The organism is Enterococcus sp. AZ035 (assembly GCF_050548325.1).
In the GTDB taxonomy this organism is placed as follows: domain Bacteria; phylum Bacillota; class Bacilli; order Lactobacillales; family Enterococcaceae; genus Enterococcus; species Enterococcus faecalis.
This window is the reverse complement of record NZ_CP172958.1, coordinates 2,245,489-2,267,327: the sequence shown is the minus strand read 5'-3', so window position 1 is coordinate 2,267,327 and position 21,839 is coordinate 2,245,489. Positions and strand designations below refer to the sequence as shown.

Annotated in this window: 21 protein-coding genes, 1 tRNA gene and 1 pseudogene; 17 read left to right on the top strand and 6 right to left on the bottom strand. The window is 37.0% G+C overall.

Going from position 1 to position 21,839, the window contains the following annotated elements:
* Positions 1-176 precede the first annotated feature (176 nt).
* Both IGL32_RS10810 and IGL32_RS10805 read right to left on the bottom strand, forming a co-directional pair.
* Complete coding sequence (locus IGL32_RS10810; protein ID WP_010713118.1) at positions 177-1,121, bottom strand: endo-beta-N-acetylglucosaminidase; 945 nt, start codon at positions 1,119-1,121, stop codon at positions 177-179.
* Positions 1,122-1,278: 157 nt separating this feature from the next.
* Positions 1,279-1,860, bottom strand: coding sequence for a YdcF family protein (locus tag IGL32_RS10805; RefSeq protein ID WP_086317983.1), 582 nt, complete (start codon positions 1,858-1,860; stop codon positions 1,279-1,281).
* 121 nt (positions 1,861-1,981) lie between these two features.
* Here IGL32_RS10805 and IGL32_RS10800 point away from each other — a divergent pair, with 121 nt between their 5' ends.
* From IGL32_RS10800 to IGL32_RS10760, 9 genes and pseudogenes are all read left to right on the top strand, one after another.
* On the top strand, positions 1,982-2,845 hold the full coding sequence (locus IGL32_RS10800; protein WP_156210099.1) for an aminoglycoside 6-adenylyltransferase: 864 nt from the start codon (positions 1,982-1,984) through the stop codon (positions 2,843-2,845).
* A gap of 146 nt (positions 2,846-2,991) precedes the next feature.
* Positions 2,992-4,437 (top strand): L,D-transpeptidase family protein, encoded by a 1,446-nt coding sequence (locus IGL32_RS10795; protein ID WP_002370561.1) that lies wholly within the window; start codon positions 2,992-2,994, stop codon positions 4,435-4,437.
* A 165-nt stretch (positions 4,438-4,602) separates the two neighbouring features.
* Positions 4,603-4,782 carry a 2-hydroxymuconate tautomerase gene (locus IGL32_RS10790; protein ID WP_002356318.1) on the top strand — a complete coding sequence of 60 codons (180 nt, stop codon included), beginning with the start codon at positions 4,603-4,605 and terminating at the stop codon, positions 4,780-4,782.
* A gap of 396 nt (positions 4,783-5,178) precedes the next feature.
* Positions 5,179-7,116 carry a threonine--tRNA ligase gene (gene thrS / locus IGL32_RS10785; protein WP_048738006.1) on the top strand — a complete coding sequence of 646 codons (1,938 nt, stop codon included), beginning with the start codon at positions 5,179-5,181 and terminating at the stop codon, positions 7,114-7,116.
* Between the two features lie 165 nt (positions 7,117-7,281).
* A complete protein-coding gene (locus IGL32_RS10780) occupies positions 7,282-9,417 on the top strand; it encodes a peptidoglycan D,D-transpeptidase FtsI family protein (protein ID WP_156210100.1) in 2,136 nt (711 codons plus the stop codon).
* 125 nt (positions 9,418-9,542) lie between these two features.
* Positions 9,543-9,692 (top strand): 50S ribosomal protein L33, encoded by a 150-nt coding sequence (rpmG, locus tag IGL32_RS10775; RefSeq protein ID WP_002356321.1) that lies wholly within the window; start codon positions 9,543-9,545, stop codon positions 9,690-9,692.
* A 95-nt stretch (positions 9,693-9,787) separates the two neighbouring features.
* A tRNA-Ser gene (locus IGL32_RS10770) sits at positions 9,788-9,877 on the top strand.
* 89 nt (positions 9,878-9,966) lie between these two features.
* Positions 9,967-10,217, top strand: a pseudogene (locus IGL32_RS10765) (hypothetical protein).
* Between the two features lie 255 nt (positions 10,218-10,472).
* A complete protein-coding gene (locus tag IGL32_RS10760) occupies positions 10,473-11,537 on the top strand; it encodes an FUSC family protein (RefSeq protein WP_002387217.1) in 1,065 nt (354 codons plus the stop codon).
* A gap of 258 nt (positions 11,538-11,795) precedes the next feature.
* On the opposite strand, the gene IGL32_RS10755 is transcribed toward IGL32_RS10760, so the two are convergent.
* The 3 genes from IGL32_RS10755 to IGL32_RS10745 all read right to left on the bottom strand — a co-directional run bounded on the left by IGL32_RS10755 (position 11,796) and on the right by IGL32_RS10745 (position 15,112).
* Complete coding sequence (locus IGL32_RS10755; RefSeq protein WP_411146543.1) at positions 11,796-12,527, bottom strand: DUF4950 domain-containing protein; 732 nt, start codon at positions 12,525-12,527, stop codon at positions 11,796-11,798.
* A gap of 353 nt (positions 12,528-12,880) precedes the next feature.
* Positions 12,881-14,446, bottom strand: coding sequence for a membrane protein (locus tag IGL32_RS10750; protein ID WP_016632964.1), 1,566 nt, complete (start codon positions 14,444-14,446; stop codon positions 12,881-12,883).
* Positions 14,447-14,536: 90 nt separating this feature from the next.
* A complete protein-coding gene (locus IGL32_RS10745) occupies positions 14,537-15,112 on the bottom strand; it encodes a DUF805 domain-containing protein (RefSeq protein WP_002379789.1) in 576 nt (191 codons plus the stop codon).
* A gap of 165 nt (positions 15,113-15,277) precedes the next feature.
* Between IGL32_RS10745 and IGL32_RS10740 the strand changes: the two genes are divergently transcribed.
* The 8 genes from IGL32_RS10740 to IGL32_RS10705 all read left to right on the top strand — a co-directional run bounded on the left by IGL32_RS10740 (position 15,278) and on the right by IGL32_RS10705 (position 21,345).
* The gene (locus IGL32_RS10740; protein ID WP_002356329.1) at positions 15,278-16,048 is read left to right on the top strand and encodes an alpha/beta fold hydrolase; all 771 of its coding nucleotides are present in this window, start codon (positions 15,278-15,280) and stop codon (positions 16,046-16,048) included.
* Between the two features lie 87 nt (positions 16,049-16,135).
* Positions 16,136-16,678: a 5-formyltetrahydrofolate cyclo-ligase gene (locus tag IGL32_RS10735; protein WP_002379786.1), complete on the top strand. Its 543-nt coding sequence runs from the start codon at positions 16,136-16,138 to the stop codon at positions 16,676-16,678.
* A 10-nt stretch (positions 16,679-16,688) separates the two neighbouring features.
* Complete coding sequence (locus IGL32_RS10730) at positions 16,689-17,399, top strand: rhomboid family intramembrane serine protease (protein WP_002362481.1); 711 nt, start codon at positions 16,689-16,691, stop codon at positions 17,397-17,399.
* Between the two features lie 17 nt (positions 17,400-17,416).
* Positions 17,417-17,635 carry a YqgQ family protein gene (locus IGL32_RS10725; protein ID WP_002356332.1) on the top strand — a complete coding sequence of 73 codons (219 nt, stop codon included), beginning with the start codon at positions 17,417-17,419 and terminating at the stop codon, positions 17,633-17,635.
* Positions 17,636-18,607: an ROK family glucokinase gene (locus tag IGL32_RS10720; RefSeq protein ID WP_002356333.1), complete on the top strand. Its 972-nt coding sequence runs from the start codon at positions 17,636-17,638 to the stop codon at positions 18,605-18,607.
* A gap of 15 nt (positions 18,608-18,622) precedes the next feature.
* Positions 18,623-19,021: a rhodanese-like domain-containing protein gene (locus tag IGL32_RS10715; RefSeq protein ID WP_002356334.1), complete on the top strand. Its 399-nt coding sequence runs from the start codon at positions 18,623-18,625 to the stop codon at positions 19,019-19,021.
* Positions 19,022-19,142: 121 nt separating this feature from the next.
* Positions 19,143-19,493 (top strand): DUF488 domain-containing protein, encoded by a 351-nt coding sequence (locus IGL32_RS10710; RefSeq protein WP_002365077.1) that lies wholly within the window; start codon positions 19,143-19,145, stop codon positions 19,491-19,493.
* Positions 19,494-19,506: 13 nt separating this feature from the next.
* A complete protein-coding gene (locus tag IGL32_RS10705) occupies positions 19,507-21,345 on the top strand; it encodes an FAD/NAD(P)-binding protein (RefSeq protein WP_002406043.1) in 1,839 nt (612 codons plus the stop codon).
* Between the two features lie 163 nt (positions 21,346-21,508).
* Here IGL32_RS10705 and IGL32_RS10700 read toward each other — a convergent pair whose 3' ends face one another.
* The gene (locus IGL32_RS10700) at positions 21,509-21,676 is read right to left on the bottom strand and encodes a DUF3042 family protein (protein WP_002356337.1); all 168 of its coding nucleotides are present in this window, start codon (positions 21,674-21,676) and stop codon (positions 21,509-21,511) included.
* Positions 21,677-21,839 lie beyond the last annotated feature (163 nt).

The window sequence follows — 21,839 nt, the reverse complement described above, 5'->3', positions numbered from 1 at the left end:
ACAAACAACCTTAACAACACAAAACACTTTTTCATTTTTAACTCCTTTCCCGTCCTTACCCAAAGGGCGGGTCTTTTTTTGTGTAAAACTATTCGCTCAAGATACCAAAAAGCCAGCTTGTAGTAAGCTGGCTTTTAACTCTTTACATGTTGGCGCTTGTAGACACGAGATAATAATTAAGGTGTTGGAACAGTTGGTGAATAGTTCGTTTTTCGACCATAAAGTTCTTGTGTCGCCGCCGAGATATACGCAGATGAATCTTTTCCTGGGAGGTTATACATTAGATAAATACCATATTGCTCCGCTTTTGTACGTTTAGCATATTGCGCAGCTAGATTTTGATTGACACCAACTTCAACGGCAGAAGCACCTAAACGAGAAGCAGGCATCCCCGTAATTTGTGGCGGATTCCAGGTACTATAATAAGGGTTCCAAGCATAATCAATTAAAGAACTCATTTGAGGATTAGCTGAAGAGTTCGCAGCCGCTGGTCCAATATTATAAAAAGTAATTAATTTATCATTGCCTAAGCGATTTCTTAAGGCTTGAAGTAACCAAATGAACGAAGAATTATTTGGTTGAGGCGTTCCATTTTTTCCGTATTCAGCATACTCATCATCAAAATCAATACCATCTAAATGATACGTATTAACGACTTGTTCTAATTGAGCTGCAAAGGCATCCGCACTTTCGTAAGTTGGGAAGTTAGCAAAGCCAGCGCCTTCATGGTTGCCTAAAATAGACAATAGGACTTTAGTGCCGCGTGCTTGAACTGGACGAATTTGTGTTTCAGCTTCGTTTAAAGTTTGTTGGACCCGTTCATTTAGATATAAGTAAGGTTTTTTATTGACCGTGTCATAATTAATATTGGCTGCAAAAATAATCCCCATATCAAAAGCAGGTTGATTGGTTCCAGCTAAAGTATATTTTCCCACATTGTTAAAATCGTGGTTGTTTACTTCTACATACATGACTGTTTTAGGTGTAACAGTTGATGCTGCTTGTACTTCAAATGCAGGTAGTGCAAACAGTAACCCACCGACTAAAAGTATCAAACTTAAAAAAGTTGAAATAATCCCTGTTTTCTTGTTAAAAAAATGAGTGCTCAATTGATGCCCCATAACTTTCTCCTCCTATAAAATAAATATTGTTTGTAAGCGCTAACAAAGATATGTTATCATTTTTATAATTTAAACACAAGAAGAAGAGAACAAAAGTGAGCAAATCCACAGAATATAAAAGCGTCCTTCGCAAAATGGTCTTGCGAAGGACGCTCTTTTACCAATCAAAGAGTAAGGCATAGCCTAAAGAAAGCAGCTCTCGGCCAAAATTTTTGATATCTTTTGGAAAAGAAGAAGCCGCAGTGATGCCTGAAACATTTGAGATGCCTACTCGCTTGGCTAAAAGTTGCGAGCGGTACATGTGAAAGTCACTAGTAACAATCACTAGCCGTTTAAAAGAAAGGAGTTTTTGTGAATTGACAATATTTTCTTTGGTGCGTGTGGCACGATTTTCTAAGAGAATCTGTTTTTCTGGAACACCTTTATTTAGCAAGTATTGTTTCATAACCGCGGCTTCCGTAGCCGGCTCATCTGCTCCTTGCCCTCCGCTAACAATAACGGGTGTCTCGGGGTGTTGCTTAATATAGGGGATAGCCACATCTAACCGAGCTTGCAAAACACGGCTGGGCAGTGCGGTTTCTTTAGACGTTCCTAAAACACGGGCCCCTAAAATTAAAATAGCATCTGGTTTATCGGTGGGTTGCGTATTTTTGCCAGTAAAAATAAGTAGACCTAAAATCAAAAGAATACAAAAGCCAAAACTGACAATGGATAAACTTGTTATTTTTAACCAATGCATGAAACATCCCTCCTTGTAATGTTAGTGTATACGAAGTACCATAGAAAAAGCGATAGAAAACAAAAGACTTATAAAAAAATCTATGTTTTAATAGAAACTTTTGAAGAGAGGGAGCGAGTGAATGCGTACAGAAGAAGAAATGTTTCAACTTATTATAGATGTAGCAAAACAAGAAGAACACATTCGAGCCGTGGGAATGGTGGGTTCTCGCACGAATGTGAAAGCGCCAAAAGATAGTTTTCAAGATTTCGACATTGTTTATATTGTAGAACCATGTGCTGAGTTTTTTGAAACAGCAACGTGGACAGCAAAATTTGGTCAACCATTAATTATGCAACGTCCCAAGGAAATGACCTTATTTCCCACAGAACCGAAGACGCGGGAAACATTTTTAATGTTATTTGAAGATGGCCAACGTATCGATTTAACGTTGTGTCCTCTCGCAGAAAAAGATAATTGGCATGAAGGAGATTCTTTAGCAATTATCTTGTTAGACAAAGATGAAAGTTTGCCGCCTTTACCTGTAGCATCTGACAAAAATTATACAGTAACAGTTCCGAATCAGCAGCAATTTAACGATTGTTGCAATGAATTTTGGTGGGTTAGTACGTATGTAGTTAAGGGGCTTTGTCGGAATGAACTATTTTACGCTGTCACACATCTCTATGAATATTGTCAGCAGGAACTGTTGCGCTTGCTTTCTTGGCAAGCGGCTTGGCAGGAACCGGAGCCAATTTCTGTTGGGAAACAATTTAAGTATCTGAAAAATTATGTCACTCCTGACACGATGGATCAATTAGCATCGTTGCTGGATTTTTCTAGTAAAGAAGCTTGTTGGAACAGCTTAATAAAGACACAAGCCTTTTTTGACGTCGTCGCTCAGGATTTTGCTAAAATGGCCCAGTTTACGTATCATTTACAAGAAGCAAAAAAAGTCACAGAGTATACAAATTCTTTAAGATTAAAGGATTTACAAGGAAAATAAGCTGAAAACAACGTAAAAATAGTGTATAATTGAAAAAATTAATCTGCGAGAGAAAGGGACCCTTTTTTGATTGTAGATCACCGCAGTTGTTTGTTGCCTAGACTCTAAAAAATAAACCTAAAATTATTGATATAAAGGATGAACAAATGAAAAAAGAAGAAATGCAAATGCGTAATACACGTCGTCAAAAATCAGGAAAAAATAATAAAAAGAAAGTAATTATTACTTCTTTGGTTGGACTAGCTCTGGTTGCTGGGGGCAGCTATGTTTATTTTCAAAGTCACTTTTTACCAACTACAAAAGTAAATGGAGTTTCTGTAGGCTGGTTAAATGTAAATGCTGCAGAAGAAAAATTAGCGCAAGTTAATCAAACCGAAGAAGTTGTGGTTCAAACGGGGACAAAAGAAGAAAAAATTCAACTTCCTAAAAAATACCAATTGGATCAAAAATTTTTAAAAGACCATTTACACAGTAGCAAGGTGAAGCTACCGTTAAATGAGGCATTCAAAAAAGAACTAGAAGCTAAATTAGCGACTTTAAGTTTTCCAGAGGGGAAACCAAGCAAAAATGCGAGTATCCGTCGAGGCAATGGCACTTTTGAAATTGTTCCCGAAGAACAAGGCACAGTAGTGGACACACAGCGCTTAAATCAGCAGATTATTGCGGATGTTGAAGCGGGAAAAGGCAACTATCAATACAATGCCAAAGATTTTTATAAAGCCCCTGAAATTACAAAAGAGGATCAAACGTTAAAGGCAACATTGACAACGCTCAATAACAAGTTAAATAAAACAATTACAGTTGATATTAATGGTGAAAAAGTAGCCTTTGATAAAACACAAATTCAAAACGTGCTGAATGATGATGGCACAATCAACAAAGAAAAACTAACTACTTGGGTGACACAATTAGAAACAACATATGGTTCTGCTAATCAACCAGTTTTATTTACAGATGTTCACGGTACGACACGTCGTTTTAAAAACAACGGAAGTTATGGCTGGTCGATTGATGGGGCCAAAACGCAAGAACTACTAGTAAACGCGCTGAATAGCCAAGAACAAACGAATGCAATCACTGCTCCGTTGGTTGGCGATACCAAAGAAAATAGTAAAATTGCCAATAATTACATTGAAATTGATTTAAAAGATCAAAAAATGTATTGTTTCATTGATGGCAAAAAAATAGTCACCACAGATGTCATTACTGGCAGATATAACAAAGGAACTGCAACAGTACCAGGATTCCATACAATTTTATATCGGACAACCGATGTGAATTTAGAAGGTCAAATGCTTGATGGTTCTCGATACAGTGTGCCAGTAAAATATTGGATGCCGTTATTAAGTCAAGGGGGCGTTGTCACACAAATCGGGATTCATGACTCCGACCATAAATTGGATAAGTATGGCGATAAAGAAGCCTTTAAAACCGATGCTGGTAGTAATGGCTGTATCAATACGCCAGGAACAGAAGTTTCAAAAATCTTTGATGTATCCTATGACGGAATGCCGGTAATTATCTACGGACATATCTATGATGATGCACCAGGTGAATTTGATAAACCTGTAGATTACGGCGAAGAAGTATAAAAAGAGATATTAGGCAAGACCGCACTTTGGTCCAGCTGTGTATCTGAAAAGTAAAAATTGGAGACGTCAACCGTAACGACTGACGTCTCCAATTTTTTATTGACAAGCGTCATATCCCGCTCTATGATACAAACAGAACAAGCAATTTAAATTGGGGGAACGAAGATGCCATTTGTACATGTAGAATTAATTGAAGGCCGCACAGAAGAACAGTTAACTAATATGGTCAAAGATATTACAGAAGCTGTGTCAAAAAACGCTGGTGCACCAAAAGAGAATATCCATGTGATTGTCAATGAATTGAAAAAAGACCGCTATGCACAAGGCGGCGAATGGAAAAAATAAGTTTTCAGAGAATTTCTGTTGAATCACTTGCTTTTTCTGAAAATAAGTGGTTAAATAAGTGCATAAATGATTGATGAGAAAGACAACTGAACTTGCCCGCGATCTATTAGAGAGGAAAATCTTGGCTGAAAATTTTCCAGATTGGCACAAGGGATGACCACTTTCGAAACCTTTGTTGAAACAAAGGCGGTCGCACCGTTAACACGCTAGAGGAACACAGATTATTTGTGTTCAAAATTAGGTGGAACCACGATATTTTCGTCCTAGTATTCGTTAGAATACTAGGACTTTTTGTTTTTTAACAAGGGGAACAGGTGGCTGTTTCGTTTCATTGTGAAAAACAGGAACACAATGAAACGCTTCAAATCAAAAAAATTAAAAGGAGAGAATTTTATTATGTCTATTCACATTACTTTTCCAGATGGCGCTGTTAAACCGTTTGATTCTGGGATTACAACATTTGATGTTGCTAAAAGTATTAGCAACAGTTTAGCCAAAAAAGCTTTAGCTGGTAAATTCAATGGTGTTTTAATCGATTTAGATCGTCCTATCGTAGAAGATGGTTCGCTTGAAATCGTGACACCTGATCATGAAGATGCTTTAGGAATTTTACGTCATTCATCAGCTCATTTAATGGCTAATGCCTTACGTCGTCTTTTCCCTAACATTAAATTTGGCGTAGGTCCTGCGATTGATTCTGGGTTCTACTATGATACAGATAATGGGGAATCTCCTGTGACAGCGGAAGATTTACCTGCAATTGAAGCCGAAATGATGAAAATTGTGAAGGAAAATAACCCAATCGTTCGTAAAGAAATCTCACGTGCAGAAGCGTTAGAATTATTTGCTGATGATCCTTACAAAGTTGAATTAATTACAGATTTGCCAGAAGATGAAATCATCACTGTCTATGATCAAGGCGATTTTGTTGATTTATGTCGTGGTGTTCACGTCCCTTCAACAGGACGGATTCAAGTCTTTAAACTACTTTCAGTAGCTGGTGCTTATTGGCGCGGAAACTCTGACAATCATATGATGCAACGGATTTACGGCACTGCCTTTTTCGATAAAAAAGATTTAAAAGAATTTATCAAAATGCGCGAGGAAGCCAAAGAACGTGACCACCGTAAATTAGGAAAAGAATTAGATTTATTTATGGTTTCACAAGAAGTTGGTTCAGGGTTACCTTTCTGGTTACCAAAAGGCGCAACCATTCGTCGTACAATTGAACGTTATATTGTGGACAAAGAAATTAGCTTAGGTTATCAACATGTGTATACACCAATTATGGCAGATGTGGAATTATACAAAACATCTGGTCACTGGGATCATTACCATGAAGATATGTTCCCACCAATGGATATGGGCGATGGCGAAATGCTGGTATTACGTCCAATGAACTGTCCACACCATATGATGGTTTATAAAAATGACATTCATAGTTACCGCGAATTGCCAATTCGAATCGCTGAATTAGGGATGATGCACCGCTATGAAAAATCTGGCGCATTATCAGGGTTACAACGTGTTCGTGAAATGACTTTAAACGATGGCCATACTTTTGTTCGTCCTGACCAAATTAAAGACGAATTTAAACGTACTTTGGAGTTAATGGTGGCAGTCTATGCTGACTTTAACATTACGGATTATCGTTTCCGATTAAGCTATCGTGATCCAAATAATACAGACAAATATTTTGATGATGATGCGATGTGGGAAAAAGCGCAAGCGATGTTAAAAGCTGCCATGGATGAATTAGAATTAGATTACTTTGAAGCAGAAGGCGAAGCTGCCTTTTACGGTCCGAAGTTAGATGTTCAAGTAAAAACAGCTTTAGGAATGGAAGAAACATTATCAACCATCCAATTAGACTTCTTATTACCAGAACGTTTTGACTTAACTTATGTTGGCGAAGATGGTGAAAATACACATCGCCCAGTTGTTATCCACCGTGGTATTGTCTCAACAATGGAACGATTTGTGGCTTACTTAACAGAAGTTTACAAAGGCGCTTTCCCTACTTGGTTAGCACCAATTCAAGCAACTATTATCCCAGTTTCTGTAGAAGCGCATTCTGAGTATGCTTATGAAATCAAAGAACGTTTACAAGCACAAGGCTTACGTGTTGAAGTCGATGATCGTAACGAAAAAATGGGCTACAAAATTCGGGCCTCTCAAACCCAAAAAGTACCTTATCAATTAGTGGTCGGGGACAAAGAAATGGAAGATGCAACGGTGAACGTCCGTCGTTATGGAAGCAAAGAAACGTCTGTCGAAGATTTATCAATTTTCATTGACAGCATGGTTGCTGAAGTTCACAATTACAGCCGTTAAAAAAAGAGAAAAAGTCAAAAGGACTTCTGAATTCAGAAGTCCTTTTGACTTTTTTTTAACAAAAAAATAATTAAATATTTCCTTAGAGCTGGGAATAATCCTGATTTTTTGACTATTTTTTGTTACAATGAGAATGCGAAACTTTTTAGTGAAGGGACTAGAGGTATGAAGAAAAACTCATTTATAGATAAAATAAAAAAAACAGATGCCGCAGCAAAGAGTCAACGAGGTAGAAAGCCACATATTCCTTTTCGATTGAACTTATTATTTTTTGTGATATTCACTTTATTTGTTTCATTAATTGTCCGTTTAGGGTATTTACAGATTGTAGAAGGAGAAGAGTTTAACAAAAAAATCACTGCCAATTCTTCACTGCAAATCACGACACCATCCCCTCGAGGACAAATTTATGATTCACAAGGAAAAGCCTTGGTTTCTAACAAAGCCAATTTAGCAATCACTTACACACGAGGAAAAAATATTGAAGGAAAAGATATTTTACCGATTGCGAATAAAGTTAACGAACTTATTAACGTTCCAGTTGATCCAAACTTAACGGATCGTGACAAAAAAGATTATTGGTTAGCGAATCCTGAAAATTTAAAAGCAGCCCAAGCCCGTTTAACCGATCAAGATAAAGAAGATGAAAAAGGCAACAAAATTACGGACGAAGGCACATTATATGCCAAAGCAGTTGAAAAAGTCACCCCTGAAGAAATTGCGTTTGATGACCGAACCTTACAAGCAGTAACGATTTTTAAACGAATGAATGCAGCATCACAAATGAACACGGTCTTCATCAAGAATGAAGGGGTAACAGAAGGTGAAATTGCGACAATTGGTGAACACACAGCGGAAATATCTGGTGTTTCAACAGGGACTGATTGGACGCGTGATTATTCTCAAAGTGGCGCATTACGTAGCCTGTTGGGCACCGTTTCAACTGAAAAACAAGGATTGCCAGCCGAAGAAGTCGATGAATATTTGAAAAAAGGCTATGCACGAAATGACCGTGTCGGGACTAGCTATTTAGAAAAACAATATGAAGACGTTCTACAAGGTAAAAAAGCAAAATCAGAAGTCGTTTTAGACAATAACGGAAAGATTGTTTCACAAACCCCAATTTCCAAAGGGGAAAAAGGCTCCAACTTAAAATTAACGATTGATTCAAATTTCCAAAACAAAGTTGATGAAATTTTACAACGAAACTATTCACAAATAGTCAAAACCATTGGACCATACTCAGAAAATGCATATGTCGTTGCTATGAACCCTCAAACAGGAGCTATTTTAGCGATGTCCGGATTTCATCATGATTTAGCAACTGGAGAAGTCACACCTAATCCTTTAGCACCTATTTTGAATTCTGAAGTTCCTGGATCAGTTGTGAAAGCAGGTACTTTAACAGCTGGTTATGAAACAGGCGTCATTAAAGGCAATGACGTTTTAACAGATGAAGCTATTTTACTAGCAGGTAGTAATCCAAAAGCTTCTTGGTGGAATGCTTCTGGCGGAACAACCATGCAATTAACTGCGGAGCAAGCGTTAGAATATTCTTCGAATGCTTATATGATGAAATTAGTCTTTAAAATGATGGGTGTGAATTATTATCCCAATATGATTTTCCCTTATGAAGTAGGAGATGACACTGTCTTTAAAGAATTAAGAAAAGCTTTTGCAGAATATGGTATGGGAACGAAAACTGGAATTGATATACCAGGAGAAACAACAGGAATTCAAAACAAGGACTTTAAGGATTCGTCATCTGCGCCACAAGGCGGTAATCTTCTTGACCTATCTTTTGGACAATATGATACCTATAGCGCCTTACAATTAGCACAGTACGTTTCCACTGTCGCAAATAATGGCATCCGCGTGCAACCCCATGTGGTAGAAGGAATCTATGGCAATGATGAAAATGGAGCTTTAGGAAAAATTTTAAAAGAAATTGAACCAAAAGTTTTGAATAAGGTGAATATTTCTGAAGACCAGATAGGAATTCTTCAACAAGGTTTCTATAATGTGGTAAATGGAACTAGTCCTTTTACAACTGCACGTGGTTTAAAATCAGACAAGTTTTCGATTGCTGCTAAAACAGGGACCGCCGAAACGCAAGCAACAGATGCTAATGGAGTAAACCATACAACGGTTAATAGTAACTTGGTGGCTTATGCGCCGTACGAAAATCCTGAAATTGCAATTAGCGTTGTTTTACCACACTTAAATGATGAAGCTTCCAAACCAAATCAAACGATTGCCAAAGAAGTTTTAGAAGCGTATATGGAAATGTACAAAAAATAAAATTTGTAAAGTAGAACTACTTTACAAATTTGCCCAAAAGGGTAGTCAAATGACAAAAAAAATGGTATGATATTCAAGTCTAAGAAATCTCTTGGAAAGATCAATTATTAGTAGGAGGGGAAAACATGCGCGTAAACATCACTTTAGAGTGTACTTCTTGTAAAGAACGTAACTACTTAACAAATAAAAATAAACGTAACAATCCTGATCGTTTAGAAAAACAAAAATATTGCCCACGTGAAAGAAAAGTTACTTTACACCGTGAAACTAAATAATTTAGTTAGATAGAGCCTAGAATCCTTGTTGTGTAAGGGTCTAGGCTTTTTATCTATAGATTCATTACATGTTCATTTGTAGATGGAATGTAGAGGGAGGATTACCCAAGTTTGGCTGAAGGGGACGGTCTCGAAAACCGTTAGGCGAGTAACATCGTGCAAGGGTTCGAATCCCTTATCCTCCGTACCGAGAAGCAGTTGAGTTATTAGTTGCAAATAAAACGACAGAGACGTACACTTAAAGTAGAAAAATACTTAAGAAGAGGTGTCTATTATGTCAAACTATGAAGAAAAAGAAGCGCAAGCATTAGCAAAAATTGCGACGTTTTGAACAAATTGGATGCAAGTTTAGAAGAGTTGAGCTCGCTAGATGAGGATACAAAAAAACATAGTATGAAGAAATGGATTGTTGAAAAAAAAGCCATTCATGAGATTAAAAAAATTGCACACGAAGCTGGTAAGTATGACAAGTATGATGAAAAAGAATTAGAAAAAGAAATGGATCTGTTGGAAAAGTTTATGTAAAAAAGCGCTAGCTTTTGTTCAACAGTTATTTAATTTTGAGCCTAGAATTAATCGTTTTGATTTTTTCTAGGCTTATTTTTTATGAAGTAAGCAAATCGTATCGGGAAAGGTATTGGAATAAGAAATAAAGCATGTATTGATTCAGAAAAAAAGTTGTAGTAAAATGTTCGTCACAACTTCTTTTCTTATGATTTCATAGAAGGAAAAGTTGGAATAATGAATTGAGAAGAGTCGATTTTTAGGAGATGATTTTAGGTGACTTTTTATCAATTATTGCAGTTAGATCCATTTATTTTAAAACAAAAAATTCATCAAGCGGACACTAAAAAACAGCGGAGATATTTTTGGCGCGCCTTGTTAATAAGGGATATTTTATTAGTTTCGTTTGCGATTTTATGGGTGTCGACGATTACTTTTTTCTTTGGAAAAGCTGTAGCGCCTTTTTCAATTGTATTATTTTGTTTGCTGTTGAGTATCCGTTTCGTCTCATATGGCTACAGGGAAAAACAGGCCTTGCTTAGTTTAGGAATCGTGTTAACAATTCTAGGTGTTAGTCCACTAATTTCACTGATTTCTGTATCATTTTTACAATGGGGTCTTCATTTTATCTGCTTGCTGGCATTGTTTTTCTTAACTGGTAAAAACCCTAAAATGGGTAATCCGGGCTTGTATACGTTCTCCTACTTATATTTAGTTGGCACGGTTCACTATCAATCGTTTCAGCAATTAGAACAAACTTTCTTTGTATTAGTGTTTGCCTATTTACTTTTAGCTTTTGTTTATCATGTGAAACATAAAAAGTTGGATCAAGAGATTACTTTTATACAGATGGTTACAGAAAATGGTTTTTTTAATCAAAGAAATATTTGGTTTGGTTATTACGCTTTAGGCATTAGCTTATTACTTTTTATAGGAACGCACCTTCAGATTGACCGCTTTATGTGGGCAACATTTGCTAGTTCGTCATTATTTTCTGGGTATGAGACGTTTAAATTGTCTGAACGAGCAAAAGAACGAATAATAGGGGTCGTTATTGGTTCTCTAGTATCGGCTATCTTGTTATTTTATATACCAACGAACCTACTTGGTATTTTAGGAGGACTTTGTTTAGGCTTATGCACATCTTATAAAAGTAAAACGATTTTTAATTGTGTTGGTGCTATCATGGCAGCTTCTATGATATTTGGGCTAGAAACAAGTCTTTACTTAAGAATTTTGTTAAATATGTTAGGGCTAGCTTACGGTTTGCTTTATCATTTTGTCTTTGTAAAAACTATGTCCTATTGCAATCGCAAGGAGTGGCTGAAATTGTCTGAATAAAAGGAGCCTAACATTCTTTCTTGAAAGAATGTTAGGCTCCTTAGACATTTTTGTGTATATTCCATATTATCAAATTATATGCATGCTGTTAATCAATGCCCAACTGCTATATCAAATGTCGCAATTTTTGCTGAGCCAGTAGGTACAAGGTCTAGTTCCACTTCGTCAAAACTATTGCCATCAACTGGTATCCCAAGTAAATGGTAGATGGTCCAGTTCTACTTTTATAGACTATTATCTATTAGTATACCTAAATTTCTATTTAATTCGTAATGACTGACCAGGATAAAAAACAGAAGTTTCAATGCCTGGATTTAACGCTAATAATTCTTCCAAGGTTAAACCATTTCTTTCGGCTAACTGTCGCCCACCTTCACCACTTCGTACCGTATCGTATATAGGTTGGTCTGATTTAGAATTTTGTATTTGTTCACTAGAATCAGAGTTTTGTGGTGGTTGCTGTTCAGATTGTTCAAAAACTTGTTGAGTTTGATTATTTCTTTCAATTAATTGTTCCAACGTAATATTACCTAGATAAGTGTATATTTGTCCATTAACAGTTAAAGTACCATCATTATTTTTCGTTACTGTTCGGGGCATATTATTCAAAAGAAACGTCATTGTTTGATTACCATTCTCATCCACAGAAAAACTTACATTTTGAAGAGGAACATTCGATTGAGTTATGCTAGTGAGTGTTCCGTCAGCATTTATAAAAAATAAGTTATCACTTTGAGGAATACCCCAACCGCCTATAAAATCAGCTAAGCTAACTTGTGGCAGCGGTTCTTTAGTAGTAGATGAAGAGGTAGATTGGTTTGTTTCAGATGAGACGTTTTGATAATTAGAGCTGGTTTCTTCCGTTTTATCTTTTTGAGTGGAAGAATCAATACTTTTCTTTGTGTAAGGTTTCAAAACTAGTTTTGTTTGGTTATCAGAATTGTTTGTCTTAGTAGGAGTGAAAAGTAGATTTTGCTTTTCTTTTTTTATCTTGTAAGCTACTTCTTTTCCTTCATTTTCCCAACGAATTTGATTGTTTTTTAGATGGTATTTGACTTTGTATTCTATTTTATTTGCAATTTGTTTACCTAATTCTTCGCCTGCTTTTTCCAACTCATTTTTTGCAGTTGATGTGTGTTCATCTGTATTGATTTTGAAAGTAGCGGTATCTTCGCTGAATGATACAATCATTACTACTTCATCAACGTTGGAGTTTACGGCCCACTCGTTTGCCATTAGCTCTTTTGTGGTCACTTTATTTCTGCAGGAAGTAAGGGTCAGTAAGGATAAAAAAACAATCAACCCCAGCAAACTTTTTTTCATTTTTAACTCAATCCTCTTTTCTATTTTACTATTTTTTTGTATCTTCGAATCTCTCTCAACCCCAGCCAACCACTCGCTGATAACAAGTACCAAAACGGCATAAACTGGATTAAATAGCGAGAGCGGCCGCCTTCAAAGAGCAATAAATACAGAATAGCTCCAATGAAAGCTAATTTTAAAATCGCGTAGTTATTTTTTGAATCTTTTAGAGGGATACTGAACAATAGACCTAGTAATGTGAGTAAATAGAAAAAATGCATATAAATTCGTAGATAGTTACTTTTTTGATTTTGCGGATAATACAGTGACCGCAAGTGTTCTTGCCAACGATTTTTAGAAGGTGTTTCTGGGATTAAATCACCGCCATCCCAACCCCAGTCAAAATCACCATTGGCAGTATTATGACGATTTTTTTGAGCCAGAAAACGAAGATAACCGAAGAATCCTTTATTTTTTAAACGGTCTTGAATCATTTTTATGGTATAAGCTTTTTTGGCTTCTTGTGTAGGCAACTGATTTACTGCTTGTGTATCTGCATCATTGTAACCGCCAGTTCCAGTCAAACCCATCATTACAAAAAGTGTCCAAGGTTTGGCTTGCTCTTTATCGATTTCCGTAATCGTTTGTTTTTCCACAAAAAATTGAAAACTATAATATGCGCTGGCGAAACCAGTCAGTAAAAAGAGAGCAACCACGGTTAATTTTACGATAGACTGTTTGTTCCGATTTACTAAAAGAAGTTGCAGCACTTTGATACAACTAAATGCAATAAAAAAGATAATAGACGAAGGTTTCATTAAAAAACACCAAGCTAGGCCAATTCCAATAAACAGTAATAAACAATATTTTACGAAGGGAGGGGAAACTTGGTCAAAAAGGCTATATGCAAAAAAGACTAGGTTGATGAACAATAAGACGGCCGTATCTGTATAAGGCGTGAGTAACCATGGAGACAATCCGAAAGAAAGAAAAAATAAACTGTAAGCAACGAAGGCCGTTAATGGATTAAAGACACGCTTAGAGGCATGATAAAAGAGAAATAAACTGCTATTAATAAACAAGCAATTAACCACTTGCCAACTAAACCAAGTATTGCTCCAGCTCCCTGTTACATCAATGAAACGCAAAAATTTATTCAGGTAATACATCATGAAAAAGAAAAATTCGTTATTGGGGTTTAAAGAAAGTACGATTTTTGAATAATCCCTATTTTCAGTGGTAATACTATGAAAGTTGTCAAAAACATCCCAGCCAATCGGCACAGTAATCTGCGTCAGGAGTAAAAGTTGTAGTAAAAATAAACTGACCAAACTACCAATAATAACCACACGATCATGGGTTTTTATTAAGTGCCAGAGCGCTTGAATCTTAGTGTAAAGAAATTTTTTGTTTTTATAAATAATCAACAATAGAATAATTAATAGAGGAAGTAAAACAAGCAAGTGCTTAGGCTTTTCCCAAAGAATTTTTACCAGAGAATAGGGAGAGTTAATTGCGCCGTAAAAGACAAATAAAATAAAAAAAGTAAAAATATAATTTTCTAGATTCAGAATCCGTTTAAAAGTAGCCATATTTTCTCCTTCCATTTTTTTAGCTAGACTAGTTCTTATTTTATCATAAAGATTTTAAAATAAGAAAAAAGCCCTTCTTTTAAAAGAAAGGCTTAAAACTTTTCCTTACTTCACTTCTTTGTAACGGAAGAAGAAGCGTAAGACGCTATTTTGGCTAGTTGTTGTTAGTTTATCTGTCGGTAAGACTGTTAGTAAGAAGAAAAACAGACTAATCACAAGAGTGAAAAATAAGAAGACGGGACTGCCACCTGTTATCACAGTATCTGTTTGAACGTCATATTTAAAAGTTGACATAACAGAGAAAACTTGTGTATAGCTACAGGCAATAGAAAGTAGATATAAAACAAGCACGCCCCAACCTGTCATCCCAGCATCACGATAACGACGTACACACATTGCCCACGTTGGTAATAATAAAGCTAACCATAAAACAAGTGCAAAAAGCATCAACGGTAATAAGTTTCCAAAATCATAGGTTTCAAAATATTCAGCTGCTAAAATTGCTGACACGGCTTTGCCGACAATGGCAATATAAAAAATAAGTGCTAAAATGCTTAATACCAATGTCATCCACCAATAACCAGCACGTGTGGTCCGACCTTTAAAATCAACATATCCACGAAAATAATCTTTAAAAGCTTGTCCAAATGTTACTTTACCTTTTTCCTCAATTTTAACCATAAAAACACCCCTTTGTATTTAATAAAATGATTATAACGGAAAGTAATAAAATAGGAAAATGTGAATTCGCATATTTTGTGATTTTTTTGATAAATCATATAAAGAGCAGGTTTTATCAAAAAACGGTAAAATAAGAGAAGATATTTTATAATGGAGGAATCATGAATGAAAATCAGTATTAGACATCGCTACATAGCAAAAATTCCAGCATTAGAAGTGACAACAGAAGAGCAAAAAAACGAAGCATTACCTTTAATTGTTTACTATCATGGTTGGCAATCAGCTAAAGAATTATCTTTAACACAAGCAAGAAAATTAGCACACGAGGGGTTTCGGGTCATTTTACCAGATGCCATGAACCATGGAGAAAGAAAAACAGGACCTATTTCCACGATTCCATCGATTACATTTTGGAGTAGCATTCAATATAATTTAATTGAATTTCCAGTAATTATCCATCATTTTCATAAATTAGGGTTGATTAAAGAAAATTGGATTGGCGTGGGTGGTGTATCCATGGGCGGTATTACTACTAGCGCTCTTATGACCCAACATCCTGAGATTCAAGCTGCTGCTTGCTTAATGGGAACACCCTATCCGGCGCGCTATATTCAGCGAGTGATTCAACGGGCGAAAGAATTTGCTATTTTTGTACCTAAAGACTTGCCACTGTTGCTAAGTTGGGTGCATCAATACGATTTATCACAAACGCCAGAAAGACTACAAGAACGACCGATGCTGTTTTGGCATGGAACGGAAGATGAAAAAATTCCTTATGAAGACATGGCTGATTTTGAACAATTAGTGTCTGGGAAAACGTATGCGAGAAATACGCAATTTATAACGGAAATCGGTGAGCGGCATTTAGTGAAAGGAGAAACAATGGATTTGGTTGTTGACTTTTTTAAAGAAGCGTCAAAAACGTTAGAAAAATAACGGGATTTTTCAAAGAGAAAAGGGGAATCAGCTTGTTTTTTAAGAACACTTTCTATAAACTTAACAGAAAAGGGGTTGAAGGTGTACATGGAGAAAAACAAGTTGAGAAAAGTGGGCTTAACTGCCCTGGAATGGCTAAAACAACATCCAGAAATTAAACAACATAAAGAATCAAGTCTCTATGAACAGTTGTTTGCTAGTCAGCAATGGCAACAAGCACAAACGATCGGAATGATTCGGTCGTTACCGCTAGAATTATCAACACAGCCAATTTTCGAACGGGCCATGCAAGAGAGCAAGCAAGTGGCGGTGCCGCGAACATTTAAAGGAGGCAAAATGCACTTTTATCAAGTCTTTCCAGAGACGGTTTATGACACCAGTGCATTTGGCGTGGAAGAACCTCCGTTAACAGCGGCAGAAATAACAGCTACAGCGATTGATTTATTGATTGTGCCAGGGATTATTTTCAATCGTGCTGGCTATCGAATAGGCTTCGGCGGTGGTTTTTATGATCGTTATTTGGAACATTTTTCGGGCCATGCATGTAGTTTAGTTTTCAGTGAACAACTCCATGAACAATGGCAACCAGAAGCGTTTGATCAGCCAATCGAACAATTATTTATACAATAGGAGGAATGGAATGAATTATCAAACAGAAATGAAATTGAAACGGCTAAAAAATCAGCCGTTCATTACGTATGCCCTTTTAGGTATTTCAATCATTGTTTTCCTTGGATTGGAATTAACTGGAGGATCAGAAAATATTTTAAACTTAGTTAATTGGGGAGCAATGGTTCGTCCACTGGTAGCTCAAAATCATGAATACTGGCGGTTTATCACGCCAATGTTTCTTCACATTGGGTTTATGCATATTATTTTGAATATGGTTACTCTTTATTATATCGGCGCACAGGTTGAGGCAATTTATGGGCATTGGCGCTATTTGGGAATTTATTTATTGAGTGGGATTGCTGGAAATATCGCCAGTTTTGCCTTTGGGACACCCAACAGTGTCTCAGCGGGTGCTAGTACAGCGCTTTTTGGTTTGTTCGGCGCATTTGTTATTTTAGGACGCCATTTTAGAGACAATCCAGCGATTATGTATATGGTGCAACGCTATTCAATGTTTATTGTGATTAATTTGTTATTTAACTTGTTTAGTAGCTCTGTAGATATGATGGGTCATGTTGGCGGTCTAATTGGTGGACTATTAGTCGCGACGGCTTTTGCTGTTCCAAATCGTGAAGAAGCATTTAATAAGCACGAGCGAATTATGGCCACGTTAATTTTTATTTTTCTTGTCGTAATTTGTCTGTTATTGGGTTTTAAAAAATACGGTTTACCTGTATAATAAGGAAGTGTTTTCGTATGGAAACGTTATATGATGTACAACAACTTTTTAAACAGTTTGGGATGTATATTTATGTCGGTGCACGGATTTATGATATTGAGTTAATGATGATTGAATTAAAAAAATTGTATGAAGGTCAATTGGTAGACCGAGATACGTATTTACAGGCCCGGCATATTTTGCAAAGAGAGCATCGAATAGAAGAATCTAGAGGGAAGCAGAAAGGAATCGACTAAATGGATAAGAAGATTATTGGGATTGATTTAGGTGGAACGACCATCAAATTTGCTATTTTAACAACCGATGGCGTTGTTCAACAAAAATGGAGTATTGAAACGAATATTTTAGAAGATGGCAAGCATATTGTGCCATCAATTATTGAAAGTATTCGTCACCGTATAGATCTTTATAATATGAAAAAAGAAGATTTTGTAGGAATTGGTATGGGAACACCAGGAAGTGTCGACATTGAAAAAGGAACTGTTGTAGGTGCCTATAATTTAAACTGGACGACTGTACAGCCTGTCAAAGAACAAATCGAATCTGCTTTAGGAATTCCGTTTGCCTTAGATAATGATGCCAATGTTGCCGCTTTAGGTGAGCGTTGGAAGGGCGCGGGGGAAAACAATCCCGACGTGATTTTTATTACTTTAGGAACAGGTGTCGGCGGAGGCATTGTTGCAGCGGGAGAATTGCTCCACGGTGTTGCTGGCTGTGCTGGCGAAGTTGGGCATGTGACGGTTGATCCTAACGGCTTTGACTGTACCTGTGGGAAACGTGGCTGTTTAGAAACTGTTTCTAGTGCCACTGGTGTCGTTCGTGTTGCACGTCATTTATCAGAAGAGTTTGCAGGTGACTCTGAACTGAAACAAGCGATTGATGATGGACAAGATGTTTCGAGTAAAGATGTTTTTGAATTTGCTGAAAAAGGCGATCATTTTGCTTTAATGGTTGTGGATCGTGTTTGTTTCTATTTAGGCTTAGCCACAGGAAACTTAGGTAACACGTTAAATCCAGATAGCGTGGTTATCGGTGGAGGTGTTTCTGCAGCAGGAGAATTTTTACGTAGTCGTGTCGAAAAATATTTCCAAGAATTTACTTTCCCACAAGTTCGAAATAGTACAAAAATCAAATTAGCAGAGCTAGGTAATGAGGCCGGCGTCATTGGTGCCGCTTCACTAGCATTACAATTTTCAAAAGAGAAATAGAGAGGGCTTTTTAGAATGAGTATTTTATGGGTAATCAATGGCATTTTGCTAGTTATTGTACTAGCGATGGTATTCAATGAATTATATTTGAAAATTATGGTGAAACGTTCAGCAAAAATGCTGACGGAAGAAGAATTTAAAGAAACAATGCGTAAAGCACAAGTGATTGACGTTCGTGAGAAAGATACATTTGATGCTGGGCATATTTTAGGGGCGCGCAGCATGCCATACAGCATGTTAAAAACAACAATTGGTTCTCTTCGTAAGGATCAACCTGTTTATCTTTATGATCAGAAGAAAGCTTTAAGTATCCGAGCAGCTAATTTATTACGCAAAAATGGCTATACTGATATTTATATTTTAAAAGGCGGCTATGATGGCTGGACTGGGAAAGTGAAAAAGAGAAATAGTTAATAACAAAAAGAGTTGGTCTTCATTGAGACCAACTCTTTTTGTATAGGAAAGCTTAATAGAGATGTTGCTTTTTGTCAGTCCTCACTTTTTGAGCTACAATAAAGAGAAGAGGTGAAGGCAGATGATTCAAATCAAGCGAGCATATGAAGCACCGACAGAGCAAGATGGCTACCGTGTTTTAGTTGACCGTATTTGGCCACGAGGAAAATCCAAGGAATCTGAAAAGTTAGATGAATGGCTCAAAGAAGTGGCCCCAAGTACAGAGCTACGGAAATGGTTTAATCATGAAGTAAATAAATATCCCGAGTTTAAACAAAAATACCAAGAAGAATTGAAACATGAGCCAACTGCCACAGCGTTTAAGCAGTTACAGACGATTGTAAAAAATCAGCCAGTAGTCACGCTGGTCTATGGGGCGAAAGATACAGTGCATAATCAAGCGGTTGTCTTAAAAGAATTATTAGAAAAATAGAGTAGGTGATTGGATGAAAATTGCAATTGTAGGTGCTGGACCCAGAGGCTTATCAGCTGCAGAACGAGTCATTGAATGGGCTCGTAAAACGGAAATAAATGTTCAGCTCACGTTGTTTGATCCATACGGTCCAGGTGGGAAAATTTGGCGAGCAGAGCAACCTAATTATTTATTAATGAACACCGTGATTAGTCAAGTCACTTTATTTACAGATGAATCTTTTAGTGGCGAAGGACCAATTGTCAAGGGCCCCACTCTCTATGAATGGACCCAAACAGAAGCTGCGCAGTACATTCAACAGCAACAACCCTATAATTATCTTGAGTTGTTGAAAGAATGTCATCGCCTTGGACCGAATGATCACTGCTCGAGGGCTTTTTATGGCATGTACCAAAAATGGTTTTATACGTATTTAGCCACGAGGTGTAACGAACAAACATCGCTGACGTTTTTTAAAGAGCCAGTAACTGCTGTGCGGGCAGGAGAGGATAACTATTATGTGTATACTCAATCCATTGAGTTTACGGCAGACAAAGTAATTTTAGCTTTGGGTCACCAAGAAAATGAATTAACGACTGTTGAACAAGAGCTTGCGGACTACGCCAAGGAGCATCGTTTGTTTTATTCTTCTCCTAAAAATGCGGCGGATGCTTTATTGGCACTTGCCAATATACCTGCAAAACAACCCGTTGTGTTAAAAGGCTTAGGTTTGGCATTTTTTGACTATTTATCTGCCTTGACGATTGGCCGCGGGGGTGTTTTTTCTCGTCAAAATGGCCGCTTACGTTATGAACCTTCTGGAAGAGAGCCCATTATTATTGCTGGTTCTGGTCGCGGTTTTCCTTCTCATCCTCGAGGGAATAATCAAAAAGGCTACGGGGAAACCTATCAGCCTGTTTTTTTAACCGAAACGTATTTAGCTGAATGTCGTAAAAAAGGACAGGTTACAGGTGCAGAGTTTTTTGGGTATTTAAAAAAAGAAGTGGAATATGTGTATTACACTTGCTTAATCGAAGAAAAATATCCGCATCTTTCTAAAGAGGCCTTTCAACAGCTGTTTATTCAAACCAAGGGAGCGCCGGAAAGCCTAGCCCACTTTGAAAAACAAGATTGGTTTGATTGGCAAGCGTTAGAACATCCTGAAACAAAGAAAACCACTCATGAAAGTTTTCGTTCGTTTTTACTAGAGTATTTAAAATGGGATATTCAAGAAGCAGAGAAAGGCAATCTTAGCGGTCCTTTGACCACTGCTTTAGACAGTTTAAAAGATTTAAGAGATCAGATTCGCTTTGTTTTGGATGAAGGGTTATTAACGAATGACGAGAGTCAAAAGTGGTTGTGGCATTGGTTTACCCCGTTGAATACCTTTTTGTCAGTGGGACCTTCTGTTGAAAGAACAGAAGAGCTACAGGCGTTAGTTGAACTGGGATTAGTCACGATTCTGGGGCCAGAAATGCGTGTCGAAATGAAAGCGGGTCAATTTATTACTTATGCTAATTTGTTTCCGGAAAATCGGTATAATAGTCACTTTTTAATTGAAGCGCGCATTCCCAAAGTCAATAATGAAAAAAGTTTGAATCCTTTAACGAGGCAGTTGTTAGCCGATAAGCTAGCTACGCTCCATCAACTGGCATTAGCCGATGGTCAAATAGTCAAAACAGGTGCACTCTTGATTGTGCCTGCCACGAATCAAGTCATCACAAAAGATGGACAGGTGGCGACAGGCCTTTTTAGTTGTGGTATTCCAACAGAAGGGATTCATTGGTTAACAGCCGCTGCAGCTCGTCCTGGTGTGGACCCTTGGAATATGCGCGATATGGATCGGATTGCTGCCACTATTTTTAATAGTTAAGAAAAATAGTCAGCTCCTTTGGTAAAAAAAGAAAGCATAACAAGTGGTCATCCATCGCTTTGATGGATGACCACTTGTTATGCTTAAGAGAATCAACAGAGCCAGAAGCGCTTCTGTTGATTTCTTGGCGTTAGATTTTTTATCTCAACGTCACAGCTATTTTTTAACGTGCAATACGCTTACGCATCGCTTTTTTACGGTTTTCTTCAATCATATCTTCTTTTTCTTCAATTGGATCAATGACTGTTTTTTTAATAGTTGTAGCCACACCGGCTAAAGCAGCAACTGTGATAGCAGTACCGACTAACATACCTGATACAAATTTTTTCATCGTTCATTCCTTCTTTCAAATTGTATTTGTTTCTATTATGACGGAAAAAAGCAAAAAAATCCAATAGTTACAATGATTTTTCATAAACTCTACGACTAATTTAGAGATTTGTTAAAATTTACCAAGTCTTTTCTGTATTTTTATAGGAAAAATGAATAAGGAG